Below are 13210 nucleotides of genomic sequence, written 5' to 3' on the forward strand. Positions count from 1 at the left end.
CTACGAGGCTGACTTCGCGGTGACCGGCGGCGTCGACATCTCGTCCTTGCGGAGCGGGCGCGCGGCACCCGAGAACAGGCCGGACAACACGACCAGGCCGACGAGGATGTAGAGCGTGTTGAGCAGTCCGATGTGCTCGCTGATGAAGCCGAGCACGGGCGGGCCGCCCAGGAACGAGATGTAGCCGATCGTCGCGGCTGCGCTCACTCGCGCGGCCGCCTTGGCGGGGTCGTCTGCGGCGGCGGACATACCGAGCGGGAAGCCGAGAGAAGCGCCGACGCCCCACAGCGCTGCGCCCACGAAGACGAGAGGAAGGCTGGGGGCGAGGATGAAGAGCAGGATGCCGGATGCGGCGGCAACCGCGAGGATGCGCAGCACGGCGACGCGGCCGAACCTGTCGACCAGTGGGCCTCCGAAGACGCGGATGACGGTCATCGCGACCGAGAACGTCGCGAGCGCGGCGGCGCCCAGTGCGGTGCCGCCTCCGTGGTCTTCGGCGACGCCGAGGGCGAGCCAGTCGTTGGCACCGCCCTCTGCGAACGACATGCCGAGCATGACGACGCCGATCGCGTAGGTGCGCGGCTCGCGCCAGGCGGACATCGCGACGTGCATCCGCTCTCGCCAGCGCGGCTTCTCTGCGTCGTTGGCCGCGGGGTCGAGTGCCTCTTCGCGTCGCGGCACGTTCGCGATGCTGGCCAGGCCGATGGCGGCGATTGCGACGGCGATCACGAGCGTATGGGTGAAGACGTCGATGTGCAGCTGTGCGGCAAGCGCCCCGAGCCCGGCGCCGATCACGGTGCCGAAGCTGAAGAAGGCGTGGAAGAGGGGCAGGATCGTCTTGCCCGAGTGCTGCTCGATCGCGGTGGCCTCGACGTTCATCATGACGTCGACGCAGCCGTTGCCGAGTCCGAACAGCACGAGACCGATCAGCACCACGGAGTACGAGCCGAGGACGTTGGCGCCGATGCCGATGAGGGCCACACCCGAGGCGAAGGTGAAGATCGACACCATCATGCCGAGGCGCGCGCCGGTGCGTGCCATGATCGCGGGGCTGGTCGAGATGCCGATGATCGAGGCGATGCCCGCGCCGAGCAGCAGCATGCCCACCTGAGCCTTGTCGACCTCGAGGGCGAGCTTGATGTCGGGGACACGGGACGCCCAGGTCGCGATCGAGAGACCGCTGGCGAGGAAGATCGCGAAGATCGCGGTGCGCCAGCGCACGTACTGCGATCGGGAGAGAGCGGTGTCCATGCGGATCAGCATATCGAATCGATTCGATGATCGGGAAGCCGGGGAGCTATCCTCGGAGTATGACGAGCCACGACAGCCCGCGCCGAGCGACGATCGCCGATGTCGCACGCGAGGCGGGAGTTGCCACGTCGACGGCATCCGTCGTCTTCAGCGGCAAGGCCAACGTCGCGCCGGCCACGCGCGAGCGGGTGCTCGCCGCAGCGGCGGCCCTCGGGTATGCCGGTCCCGACCCGCGCGCCGCATCGCTGCGTCGAGGACGCAGCGGCATCGTCGCGGTCGTGCTCGAGGGGCACCTGCGTGCGGCGTTCCTCGACCCGGTGACCACCGCCATGATGGACGGCCTGACCGATGGGATGGCCGAGCTCAGTGCCGGCATACTGCTGATGCGCGACGAGCCGGGCGACGACGAGTCGTCGCTCTCGAACGCACCCGTCGATGCGGTCGTGCTGATCGGGTGCTCGGGGCGCGCCAAGGCGTCGCTCGACATCGTGCGCAGCCGAGGCCTGCCGGTCGTCGTGATCGAGGGTGACGCGGGGGAGGGCATCCCGAAGATCCTGCTCGACAACTCTGCGGCGGCCGCGGACGTCGCACGTCACCTGCGCGACCTCGGACACCGCGACGTCGCACTCGTCACGCTGCCGCTCGACACCCGTCGCGAGCGGGGACCGGTCACTCAGGAGCGAATCGACGCGGCGACGGTGGATGTGACCATCGATCGCCTCACCGGCATGCGCGAGATCTTTCCCGACGCGCCCGCGATCTCGGCCGGAGGCAGCTTCATCGACGAGGGGCTCCTCGCCGGACGGCATCTGCTGGCGGATGCCGAGACGCGGCCCACGGCGATCCTCGCTCAGAGCGATCTGATCGCCGTCGGAATCATTCGAGCCGCGGAGGAGCTGGGACTGCGCGTGCCCGAAGACCTGTCGGTCGCGGGTTTCGACGGGATCGCCGCCGATGGGCTCGGCGACCTCGTGCTCACGACCAGCGTGCAGCCGGCGGTCGAGAAGGGGCGCGCCGCCGGAGAGCAGGTCGCGCGGATGCTCCGAGGAGAACCCGGCCAGACCCTGCACCTCACGTGCCGGTTCCGCGAGGGAACGACCACCGCGGCACCAACCCGCTGACCGGGTCGCTGCGGTCTCGCTCAGCTGCGCTGCGGCCCCAGGGGCAGGGTCTGACTGCCGAAGTCCAGGATCGAGTACCGGCCGCACTCGACCACACGCTCAGGCTGCACCGCCTGCGGAAGATCCCACGGCACGGTCTGCGAATCCTCGACGAGGAACGACACCTCGCCGACTGCGAAGTCCGTGCGGTTGACCAGCCACGCGTAGCCGTTGAGCTGATGATCGACCTGGACGAGGCGCGAGGGGTCTGCGACATGCAGTGCGGGCAGACGAACGGTCCAGAACTGTCCGGCGCCCGTGCGACCGGAGGCGTCGACCCAGTCCGTCACGCACGCGAGATCGGGGTCCGGCCGGGCGCCCGCGTCCGCCAGGCGCGGGATGCTGAGGCCGCCGACGACGAGAAGCACCACGCCGACGATGGCAGCTGTCGAACGACGCAGGCGGGCGGGGAGGCGAATCGCGCGAGGTGACGCGACGAGCACGAGCACCGGAGCGAAGACGAGAGGCTGCAGGTAGCGCGCGGCATGCGTGCCCAGCGCGATCGCCCCGACGACGACGACGATCGGTGCCGCCCAGGCCATCGCGGCGACGAGACGGGTTCCCGGGTCGCCCTGTTGCGCCGTTCTCACGACGGCGAAGACGATGAGGGCGACGGTGACCAGCAGCCCGATCAGCCCGGGGAGGCTCTGACCGCGTTCGGCGATGAGCCGTGCGTAATAGCCGACCGACTCGTGCCAGTGGTCGGGCTGCGCGTAGCCGACGCCGGTGTTCGCGATCCATGCCGCGAACGGAATACGAGCCAGGAAGCCCGCGGTGGTGCCGGCGAGCAGCACCGCGATGAGGGCGAGGATCTGCGCACGCCGCGACGGCGACACGGCGGCGATGCCCAGGATGATCGCGAGGGGGAGGGTCGCCCACACCGCGTACAGCGGGTTCGAGAGAGCCGATAAGAGCGCGACGGCGCCGAGAGCGATCGACGGCGAGGCTCTGAGGCGACCGTCGTCGATCACGCGCCGAACGATGCCGACCGTGATGACGACGCCGATCACGGTCGCCGAGTAGTAGGTGGTCGTCAGCTGCAGGGATGCGAGGTCGAGCGCCTCTCGCGACGCCGAGACATCGGTCATCGCGAGCATGCCGAACACCCCGAGCGCGACGACGGACCAGGTGACGGGCGCAGAGCCCGCGCGGCCGCGGCCGGCGACGAGCCGGATGGCTCCATAGAGGGCGAGGAGATTGACGACCGCGCTGATCGCGAAGAGGCCGTCCACCGTCGCAGGCACGGCGGCGTCGATCGCGGTGAACGCCGCGGTCTCGGGCAGGAACAGCACGCTCGACATCGCCCAGTCGAGCGATTCACCCGACAGCAGCGACCGCGCGAGCATCGCGACGACCAGCGAATCGCCGTCTCGGAAGAGCAGGTCGGACCGGGCTGACGACGCGACCACGGATGCGGTGACGATCGACACGCCGGCAGCGCACATCCAGCCGGCCAGCTCGCGCACCCACGTCCGAGTCACGGGGCTACTCTGCCACGAGCCCGCGGCAGACCCGGGCAGCGGGGCGGTCAGGAGACCTGCGACCTCAGATCCCAGACCTGCTCCAGGGGAGCGGTGCCCTCGGCGCCGTCTTCGTCGCGGAAGAGCTCGACGAAGCGGCCGATGTCGGCCTGCCAGGCGTGGTCGGCCGGATCGTCCTCGAGCGCGGCGACCGCGGCATCCCAGTCATCGCACTCGACCAGGTGGAACAGGCGCCGGCCCGACCTCCAGATCGTCCAGTCGTGGATGCCGATGCGCGCGAAGGTCTCGGCGAGAGCATCCGGGATGCGGGCGTGGTTCGTGCGGTAGTCGTCGACCGCGCCGTCGCGGATCTCGGAGTGCAGAGCGATGCGCATGAGAGGGTCCTTCCGTCAGTCCCTGGGCTGGAACGAGATCGCGACCGGGGTCGTCGCGTCCGCCACCTCGACCAGGATGGCACCATCGACGCGTTCCGCGATCACCGGATGCTCTCCGATCCGTGCGCTGCTCTCGTCGAGCAGGCCGTGCGGATCGGGGAGCTCGACGTGTCCGTTCCGGTCGACGACCGCGTGCACCGCATCATCCGTGCGTGTCCAGCGCAGCCAGGGGTCGTCGGACGACGGCATCCGCTCTTCCGGTCGCGCACCGAACACGGCGTGCCCGTACTGCCTGTTCCAGTGGCCGATGCCCTCGAGGGTCTCTCGTTGCAGATCGGGGATGCGGCCGGACGCCTCGAGGCCGATGTTGAGCAGCAGGTTGCCGCCGCGTGAGACCACGTCGACGAGCAGAAGCACGGCCTCGTGCGCCGACAGCAGGTGCTCGCTCGTCTCCCTGCGGTTGTGGCCGAACGAGAGTCCGATCCCCCGGGTGTTCTCCCACGCCTCGCCGACCTCGACTGCGGTGCCGTGCACGTACTCGCTGGTGCGGAAGTCCCAGTGGGACTCGCCCCAGCGATCGTTGACGACGCCCTCGGGAACCTGTGCGTAGAACGTCTGGAAGGCGTGGGCGATGCTCTTCGGCCCCGGCTCGATTCCCGCAGCCGGCCACCGGATGTCGCCCCAGAGGATGTCGGGACGATAGCGGTCGATCAGGTCGATGACGTGGTCGTGCGCATATTCCGCGTAGGCGAGGTCATCGGGGGCGGGGGCGCCGTCATGGTCGATGGGCGGCAGGTCGGAGAAGTGCCAGTCGAGACCGCCCGAGTAATACACGCCGAAGCGGAGGCCGGCCGCGCGCGTCGCGTCGGCGAAGGCTCCGATGAGGTCCTGACCAGGGCCACGGGCGACGGTGTTGCGCCCATCCGTTCCCGGTGCGTCCCAGAGTGTGACGCCGTCGTGGTGCTTGGTCGTGGGGATGAAGTACCGCGCGCCCGTCGCCGCGACCACGGCGAGCACCTCGTCGGCGTCGAACTCCTCGGCCTTCCAGGCATCGAGGAAGTCGTCATAAGGAGCCCCGCCGTAGACCACCTCGTGATGCCGGTGGGTCGGCGAGCCCTCGATGCGCATGGTGTTGGCGTACCACTCGGCATAGGGATTGTGGGCGTACCACTCGTCCCGTGGCACGGCGCCGAGCTCACCGGTGGGCTCTGCCCAGGCGGGAACCGAGTACGGCCCCCAGTGCACGAAGATGCCCAGTGCGGCGCCGCGGAACCACTCGGGAAGCGGTCGCTCGAACTCGCGGTAGGCCTCGGGACGAACAGGATCGGTCTCGAACATCGCCATCGGTAGGCACCTTTCATCACACCCTTGTGAACGGTTTCGTCTATCACGTATCCTATAGGAAATCTTGGACTCAAAGGAGAGGTTCGATGACAGACGCACGCTTCCGACGCCCCACAGAGCGCATCCCCGGCGGGGAGTGGTTCAGCGGCGCAGGCTTCGGCCTTTTCGTGCACTGGGACCAGGCATCGCAGCAGGGCATCGAGATCTCCTGGCCCCTCGTCGGACGATCGATCATCCCGGGTGAGGATGCCGTGGAAGACGCCGTGACCGTGGCCGAGTACCAGGCGACGGCTCCGACGTTCGACCCCGTGAACTGGGATGCCGCAGATCTCGCGCGTCGTGCCCGCGAAGCGGGAGCCACCTACCTCGTCTTCACGGCACGTCACCATGCCGGATACAACATGTTCTTCACCGAGGAGTCCGACTTCGGCGTGCAGCACGGCCCCTTCGGTCGCGACATCACCCGTGAGTTCGTCGACGCCGTGCGCGCCGAAGGCCTGAAGGTCGGCATCTACTACAGCCTCCCCGACTGGAACCACCCCGACTATCCGGCATTCCGCGATGAGGACCGGCCGTACAAGCTCGAGCACTGGCCCGCCGCGGGCCTCGCCGAGTTCGCCGACACCCCCGACGCGACCGATCGCCACCGGCGGTCGAGTCCGGAGGAGTGGTCGCGCTACCTCGACTACGTGCGGGCGCAGCTGACCGAGCTCCTCACGAACTACGGGCAGATCGATCTGCTCTGGTTCGACGGCGACTGGGAGCGCTCCGCCGTCGAGTGGACGGCTCCGGCACTGCGCCGCCTGATCAAGGAGCTGCAGCCCGATGTCGTCATCAACGACCGCCTGCCCGGCCAGGGCGACTACCGCACCCCCGAGCAGGGCTTCCCGCTCACCCCGCCGACCGGTCCGTGGGAGCTGTGCCTCACGATCGGCGATCACTGGGCATGGCGCACGGGGCCGGACAACGAGAAGTCCGCGCGGTCGCTGCTCGTCACCCTCATCGACGTCGTCGCCCGCGGCGGCAATCTGCTGCTCAACGTGGGGCCCGGTCCCGACGGTGCGCTGCCGGCGGTCGAACAGGAGCGGCTGGGCGAGTTCGCGGAATGGATGCACGCGCACGCCGAGTCCGTGATCGGTGTCGAGCCCACCGTCGGCATCGACTTCCACGGGCCGACGACCGCGCGCGCCGGACGCCTCTACCTGCATCTGACCGCGGTGCCGGTGGACGAGATCATCGTGCGGGGCCTGCCCGTGCGTCGCATCACCCGGGTGCACCGCCTGGCCGACGATCTCGAGCTGCAGCATGACGCGAGCTTCGAGGTGCACGAGGCCTCGATCGCCGGCGACGACCTGGGCGAGCTGCGCATCGTCGCCCCCGCACCGAGCGGCGCCCTGATCGACGTCGTCGCCATCGACTTCTCCGAGTGATCCGAGCACGACCCGAACCCCCGAGCAGCACCCCCTCACCCATCGCATCGAATCAGCATCCAATGAAGGAGGCAGACAGAATGAATGCACTCTCATCCCGACGCGCGAAGCGTCTCATCCTGACAGGCGTCGCGGGCCTCACCGCTCTCACCCTCGCCGGCTGTGCCAGCGGCTCGGGAGGAGGAGGCGGCGACGCCGGCGGCCCTCTCGTTCTCTACACGTGGGCCGCCAGCGAGGGCGATCAGGCGCAGTGGGCTGACTTCATCGACGGCGCCCAGGCCGAGGATCCCGACCTCGACATCACCGTCGAGGGGCCCAGCTTCTCGGACTACTGGACCAAGGTGAAGACCCGCCTCAGCGGCTCGAACCCGCCCTGCCTGCTGACCACGCAGGCGGCCCGCGCGCAGGAGCTCGGCGACCTGCTGATGCCGCTCGACGACCTGATCGAGAAGTCCGACTTCGACATCGAGAACATCGACGCATCCATGCTCAGCGGCATGACGGTCGACGGCACGATCAGGGCGATCCCCTACGACGCCGAGCCGATCGTGCTGTTCTACAACGTCGAGGCGTTCGAGGCCGCGGGTCTCGAACTGCCCGGCACCGAGTACACGCGCGATCAGTTCATCGCGGATGCGAAGGCGCTGACCGACGGCGACAAGAAGGGCCTCGCGCTCGCACCCGGCATCTTCATCCCGAACGCCTGGTCGCTCGCCGACGGCGTTCCGGCCGTGACCGAGGACGGCGAGCTCGACCTCACGAACCCCGACTTCGTCGACCAGATCCAGAGCTTCTTCGACCTGGTGTCGGTCGAGCAGGTCGCCAAGGCCCCCGAGGCGGCGGACGGCTCGGAGGTCTCGCAGCAGGCCTTCACCTCGGGCGAGGTGCCGATGCTGATCGAAGGTCCGTGGATGTACGGCAGCTTCGCCGACGCCGCCGACTTCACGCTCGGCGTCACGATCGTCCCGTCGACCAGCGGCGAGGCCGCCGCGATGACCGCGGGTTCGGGCTTCGGCATCGCGGCCAACTGCGACCGCCCGGACGAGGCGTTCGCGGCGATCGAGGCACTGACCTCGGTGTCGGTGCAGGAGAAGCAGGCCGAGGCGCGCGGCATCGTTCCGGCGCGCATCGAGGCGCTCCCGGCCTGGGCTGAGGGCAAGACCGAGGGTGCGGCCGAGGTCGTCGAGGCTCTGCTGGCCGATGCGACCCCGCAGCGCACCACCCCGACCTGGAACCAGGTCGAGACCCTGATGACCCAGTACGGAGTGCAGGGCTACCGGGGTGAGCTGACGGCGGAGGAGATCATGGAGACCATCCAGAACTCGGTCGCGGGCTGAGCGGATGGCGATCATGAGCGAGCGGAGAGAGGCCACGGCCTCCTCTCCCGTGCCCGGCGCGGCGGGAGTGCCCTTCGGCGCTCCCGCCCCGCGGGTTCCCCGCCCCCCGCGACGGCGCGGCCAAGCCTGGGTGGCGGTGGCCTTCCTCGCACCCGGGATGATCGGGTTCGTCCTCTTCATCCTCACTCCGCTGTTCGGGTCGGCCTTCATCAGCCTGTTCGACTGGAAGCTGTTCGGCAGCCCTGACTTCATCGGCTTCGAGAACTACGTCAAGCTGTTCCGCGACCCGACGTTCTACACGGTGCTCGGCAACACCCTGATCTTCGCGATCGTGTACACGGCGCTGAATCTGGTCGTCGCCCTCACCATCTCGCTGTGGCTCAGCACGCGCATGAAGGCGGCCGGGGCGTGGCGGGTCATCTTCTTCCTCCCCGTGATCACGCCCATGGTGGCCAACGCGCTGGTGTGGCGACTCCTGCTCTCGCAGGACGGTCTCGTCAACTCGATGCTCGCGACCGTCGGCGTCGACGGACCGAACTGGCTGTCGGACTCGGCGTGGGCGCTGCCCTCGGTCATCGCGATGTCGGTATGGCAGTCGTTCGGCTACAACGTGATCGTCCTGTCGGCCGGACTCAGCGCCATCCCGAAGGAACTGCTCGAGGCCTCTCGCATCGACGGCACCTCGGCGTGGCAGCGACTGCGCTTCATCATCCTCCCGCTGCTCTCGCCGTCGCTGTTCTTCTGCTCCACGATGACGATGATCGGCGCGTTCCAGGTGTTCGTGCAGCCGCTCTTCCTCACGCAGGGAGGGCCGGGAGAGAGCACCAACACCTTCGTGCTGTACCTGTACCGCAACGGATTCGTCTTCGATCGGCTCGGCTATGCATCCGCTCTCGCGTGGATCCTCTTCCTCGTCGTGATGCTCATCACGGCCCTGCAGTTCGTCGGCCAGCGCAGGTGGGTGAACTATGAGTGACGTCGTGAGCCTGCCCCGTCGTGCGCGTCAGCGCCGTGAGTCGCTCAAGGAGTGGCTCAACACCGCGGCCATCGCCGTGGTCGCGCTGATCTTCGCGTTCCCCTTCCTCTGGATGTTCCTCACGGCGCTCAAGCCCGAGAACGAGGTCTTCACCGCCACCCCGCAGATCTTCGGATCGGAGATCCGCTGGGCGAACTTCGTCGAGGCGTGGACCGTCGTGCCGTTCGGACGCTTCATCCTCAACGGCCTGTTCGTCGCGATCCTCGGCGCCGCCCTCTCGGTGGTCGTCGCCGTGCTCTCGGCATACGCCTTCTCTCGACTGCGGTTCAAGTACCGCGACAAGCTCTTCCTGCTGTTCGTGCTCACTCTCGTGCTGCCCCAGGAGGTGCTCGTCGTCCCGCTCTTCATCATGATCAACAGCTGGGGATGGAACGACAGCTACGCGGCCCTCATCATCCCGTTCGCCTTCACCGCGTTCGGCACGTTCCTGATGCGGCAGTTCTTCCTCACCATCCCCATGGAGTACGAGGAGGCGGCACTGATCGACGGCGCCTCGCGACTGCGCACCCTGTGGTCGGTGCTGCTGCCGCAGCTGGTCGCCCCGCTCAGCGTGCTCGCGGTGTTCTCGTTCATCGGCTATTGGAACTCGTACCTGTGGCCGCTGATCATCATCAACACGCAGGACATGGCCACCGTGCCCCTCGGGCTCGGCATGTTCACCGGTCAGTTCGGCACGCAGTGGTCGCTGCTCATGGCCGCATCGACACTGGCCGTCATCCCCTCGTTGATCCTCGTGCTGCTGCTGCAACGGCAGCTCATCAAGGGGGTCACCCTGGGCGGACTCGGAGGACGCTGATGACCACGACACACCACACCACGAAGCCCGTGCGGGAGGCCGTCGCGGACGCGACGGCCGGCAGCCGCATCGTGCACGCGGAGGCGCAGCTGTGCGACCTGCCCGTGGAGACCGAGCGCACGGATGCCCTGCAGACGTTCGTCAAGCAGGAGACCATCTTCGTGCGGCTGCGCACCGCCGACGGCACCGAGGGCATCGGCTACAGCTACACGATCGGCACCGGCGGCGGGGCGGTGCTCAGCATGCTGCGCGAGACGCTGCTGCCCGCTCTGATCGGGCTCGAGGCCGAGCGTCCCGAAGCGCTGTGGCTCGCACTCTTCGGCATCACTCGCGCCACCACGGTCGGGCCGATCACGGCGCTCGCGCTCGCCGCGGTCGACACCGCGGTCTGGGATGCGAAGACCCGTCGCGCCGGACTCCCGCTCTGGGTCGCCGCCGGAGGCGCGTCGCCCTCCGTGCCCGTGTACGACACGGAGGGCGGATGGCTGCACTTCCGCACCGACGAACTCGTCGCCCATGCGGTCGCCGCCAAAGAGCGCGGCATGGGCGGCGTGAAGATCAAGGTCGGCATGCCGCGAGGGCACCAGGACCTCGAGCGACTGCGTGCCGTGCGCGACGCGGTCGGACCCGGCATGGACATCATGGTCGACGCGAACCAGTCGTTCACGGTCGCCGAAGCCGTGCGTCGAGCCCGGCTGTTCGAGCAGGTCGACGTCTTCTGGTTCGAAGAGCCCCTGCCTGCGGAGGACGTCGAGGGGCATCGTCTTCTGGCGCGCTCGACGTCGGTGCCGATCGCGGTCGGCGAGAGCATGTACTCGCTCGGTCACTTCCGCGAGCACCTGCAGCGTGGCGGCGCGTCGATCGTGCAGGCCGACGTCGCCCGGGTCGGCGGGATCACTCCGTGGCTCAAGATCGCGCATCTGGCCGAGTCCTTCAACGCCCCCGTCGCGCCGCACTTCCTCATGGAGCTCCACGTCTCCCTCGTCTGCGCGATCCCCAACGCGCTGTACCTCGAGCACATCCCGCAGCTGCGAGCGGTCACGACGGGCGAGATCCGCATCGAGAACGGTCGCGGGTGGGCGCCGACCCAGGCGGGCCTCGGCATCCCCTGGAACGATGACGCCCTGGGCCGGCTGATCGTGTCATGAGTGCGCCTGTCTCCACCGCAGCGAAGCCCGTCGCGATCGGACGCGGAGGGCTTCTTGCCCCGCCCGTCGCCTATGGGGCTGCCGCGCTCGGCAATCTGTACCGGGCGCTGGACGACCGGGAGTGGCCGCGGATCGTGCCGGCCGCGCGGGAGGGCGGCGTGCGGTACTTCGATGTCGCGCCGCACTACGGTCTCGGCCTCGCCGAGCGACGCCTCGGCGAGAGCCTGCGCGAGCTCCCGCGTGAGGAGTACATCGTCTCGACCAAGGTCGGACGCCTGCTGGTTCCGCAGGATGCCGCGGGCCGCTCGGACCTCGACAACCTGTTCGACGTGCCGGCGGATCATCGGCGCGTGCGCGACTACTCCCGCGACGGCGTGCTGCGCTCGGTCGAGCAGTCGCTCGAGCGCCTCGGACTCGACCGCATCGACATCGCTCTGGTGCACGATCCCGATGAGCACGAGCGCGAGGCGCTCGAGGGTGCCTTCCCCGCCCTGAGCGAGCTGCGGGACCAGGGCGTCATCCGCTCGTTCGGTGCCGGCATGAATCAGAGCGGCATGCTCACGCGGTTCGTGCAGGAGACGGATGCCGACGTCATGATGGTCGCCGGGCGCTGGACGCTGCTCGACCAGTCGGCCGCCGATGACCTGCTCCCGATCGCCCGGGAGCGTGCGGTGACGGTGCTGGCCGCCGCCGTCTTCAACTCGGGAATCCTCGCGACGGATGCTCCCGCTCGCGATGCCACGTTCGACTACGGCCCCGCGGACCGCTCGGTGCTCGCCCGGGCTCAGGCGATCGCCCGGGTCGCCCGGCATCATGGCACCACACTCCCCGAGCTGGCCGCACAGTATCCGCTGACGCATCCCGCCGTGGGCGCGGTGGTGATGGGCGGTGCCAGCGCGGAGCAGGTCGCGCGCAACAGCCGTCTCGTCGCACGCCCGGTCGCCGAGGCGGTCTGGGACGATCTGCGTGATCGCGGTCTGATCGCCGACGAAGGGCACCCCCTACGATGAGACTCATGTTCGGCGACGAAGAGGCACGCGGACCGAGGCCGCTTCCGGCGCGGCGCGCGCTCGTCGACGACGTGTACGACGCGGTGCTCGGCCTGCTCATGGACCAGGTCATCGAACCGGGAGCCAAGGTCAACATCGACGCGGTCGCCCGCGACCTCGACGTGTCTCCGACGCCCGTGCGCGAGGCGCTGACGCGGCTCGAGTCCGAAGGGCTCGTCGCGAAGCGGGCGCTGAAGGGCTATGTCGCAGCTCCTCTGCTCGACGCGGCGGGCCTGCGCGATCTGTACGACATGCGCGAGCTGCTGGAGCCGGAGGCGGCGCGGCGTGCATCGGCGCATCTCGACCACGAGACCGAGACCGAGCTGGCGGAGTCCGTGGTGACTATGCGTACAGCGTCGGCACCCGATGAGGACGAGCGCTTCCGCAACTACCGGCGGTTCATCGACGAGGATCTGCACTTCCATCACCTGATCGCGGAGAGTGCGCAGAGTCCGCTGCTGTCGGAGGCCATCGTGCGGCTGCGTGCGCACATGCACCTCTACCGGCTGAACTTCCGCCACGACTTCGAAGACGACACCGTGAGCGAGCACGAGAGCATCCTCGACGCGCTGCGCCGACGCGACCCCGAAGCCGCCGCCGCGGCGATGAGGATGCACATCGCGAACTCGTACGACCGTCTCGGTCCGGCGCTCGCTCGGCAGGCTGAGAACGCATCCGAATGATCTGATTTTGCGTGCGAGATCGCGCAAAGTGCCCGAAAATCCGGGGGAAACCGACCATTTGCATGGTCGGGCGCCGAAATGATCGACCCTGAAGCGCGGAATATCAAGGTAAACTCGATAT

At 68.7% G+C, this 13210-nt stretch carries 12 protein-coding genes; 8 read left to right on the top strand and 4 right to left on the bottom strand.

The window, feature by feature from the left end; all coding sequences use genetic code 11:
* Entirely contained in the window at window positions 1–1251 is a 1251-nt protein-coding gene (locus tag QRN21_RS07920; protein ID WP_285363591.1) for an MFS transporter, read from the bottom strand.
* A gap of 59 nt (window positions 1252–1310) precedes the next feature.
* On the opposite strand from QRN21_RS07920, the gene QRN21_RS07925 reads away from it, so the two are divergent.
* Window positions 1311–2372 carry a LacI family DNA-binding transcriptional regulator gene (locus QRN21_RS07925; protein ID WP_230101118.1) on the top strand — a complete coding sequence of 354 codons (1062 nt, stop codon included), beginning with the start codon at window positions 1311–1313 and terminating at the stop codon, window positions 2370–2372.
* Window positions 2373–2392: 20 nt separating this feature from the next.
* Here QRN21_RS07925 and QRN21_RS07930 read toward each other — a convergent pair whose 3' ends face one another.
* The 3 genes from QRN21_RS07930 to QRN21_RS07940 are packed head-to-tail and all read right to left on the bottom strand — an operon-like array spanning window position 2393 to window position 5610.
* Window positions 2393–3892 carry a hypothetical protein gene (locus QRN21_RS07930; RefSeq protein ID WP_285363592.1) on the bottom strand — a complete coding sequence of 500 codons (1500 nt, stop codon included), beginning with the start codon at window positions 3890–3892 and terminating at the stop codon, window positions 2393–2395.
* A gap of 47 nt (window positions 3893–3939) precedes the next feature.
* Window positions 3940–4266 (bottom strand): L-rhamnose mutarotase, encoded by a 327-nt coding sequence (locus QRN21_RS07935; protein WP_056275821.1) that lies wholly within the window; start codon window positions 4264–4266, stop codon window positions 3940–3942.
* A 15-nt stretch (window positions 4267–4281) separates the two neighbouring features.
* The gene (locus tag QRN21_RS07940; protein ID WP_285363593.1) at window positions 4282–5610 is read right to left on the bottom strand and encodes an alpha-L-fucosidase; all 1329 of its coding nucleotides are present in this window, start codon (window positions 5608–5610) and stop codon (window positions 4282–4284) included.
* Window positions 5611–5696: 86 nt separating this feature from the next.
* Between QRN21_RS07940 and QRN21_RS07945 the strand changes: the two genes are divergently transcribed.
* The 7 genes from QRN21_RS07945 to QRN21_RS07975 all read left to right on the top strand — a co-directional run bounded on the left by QRN21_RS07945 (window position 5697) and on the right by QRN21_RS07975 (window position 13089).
* The gene (locus tag QRN21_RS07945) at window positions 5697–7040 is read left to right on the top strand and encodes an alpha-L-fucosidase (protein ID WP_187249123.1); all 1344 of its coding nucleotides are present in this window, start codon (window positions 5697–5699) and stop codon (window positions 7038–7040) included.
* Window positions 7041–7120: 80 nt separating this feature from the next.
* Window positions 7121–8377: an ABC transporter substrate-binding protein gene (locus tag QRN21_RS07950; RefSeq protein ID WP_233277270.1), complete on the top strand. Its 1257-nt coding sequence runs from the start codon at window positions 7121–7123 to the stop codon at window positions 8375–8377.
* 13 nt (window positions 8378–8390) lie between these two features.
* On the top strand, window positions 8391–9353 hold the full coding sequence (locus tag QRN21_RS07955) for a carbohydrate ABC transporter permease (protein ID WP_232224506.1): 963 nt from the start codon (window positions 8391–8393) through the stop codon (window positions 9351–9353).
* A complete protein-coding gene (locus QRN21_RS07960; protein ID WP_285363594.1) occupies window positions 9346–10209 on the top strand; it encodes a carbohydrate ABC transporter permease in 864 nt (287 codons plus the stop codon). The genes QRN21_RS07955 and QRN21_RS07960 overlap by 8 nt, the downstream gene beginning before the upstream one ends.
* On the top strand, window positions 10209–11357 hold the full coding sequence (locus QRN21_RS07965; protein WP_082586465.1) for a mandelate racemase/muconate lactonizing enzyme family protein: 1149 nt from the start codon (window positions 10209–10211) through the stop codon (window positions 11355–11357). The genes QRN21_RS07960 and QRN21_RS07965 overlap by 1 nt, the downstream gene beginning before the upstream one ends.
* The gene (locus QRN21_RS07970) at window positions 11354–12367 is read left to right on the top strand and encodes an aldo/keto reductase (RefSeq protein WP_285363595.1); all 1014 of its coding nucleotides are present in this window, start codon (window positions 11354–11356) and stop codon (window positions 12365–12367) included. The genes QRN21_RS07965 and QRN21_RS07970 overlap by 4 nt, the downstream gene beginning before the upstream one ends.
* Window positions 12368–12372: 5 nt before the next feature.
* Window positions 12373–13089, top strand: coding sequence for a GntR family transcriptional regulator (locus QRN21_RS07975; RefSeq protein WP_285363596.1), 717 nt, complete (start codon window positions 12373–12375; stop codon window positions 13087–13089).
* The last annotated feature ends 121 nt before the right edge of the window (window positions 13090–13210 follow it).

The organism is Microbacterium sp. LMC-P-041 (assembly GCF_030209555.1).
In the GTDB taxonomy this organism is placed as follows: domain Bacteria; phylum Actinomycetota; class Actinomycetes; order Actinomycetales; family Microbacteriaceae; genus Microbacterium.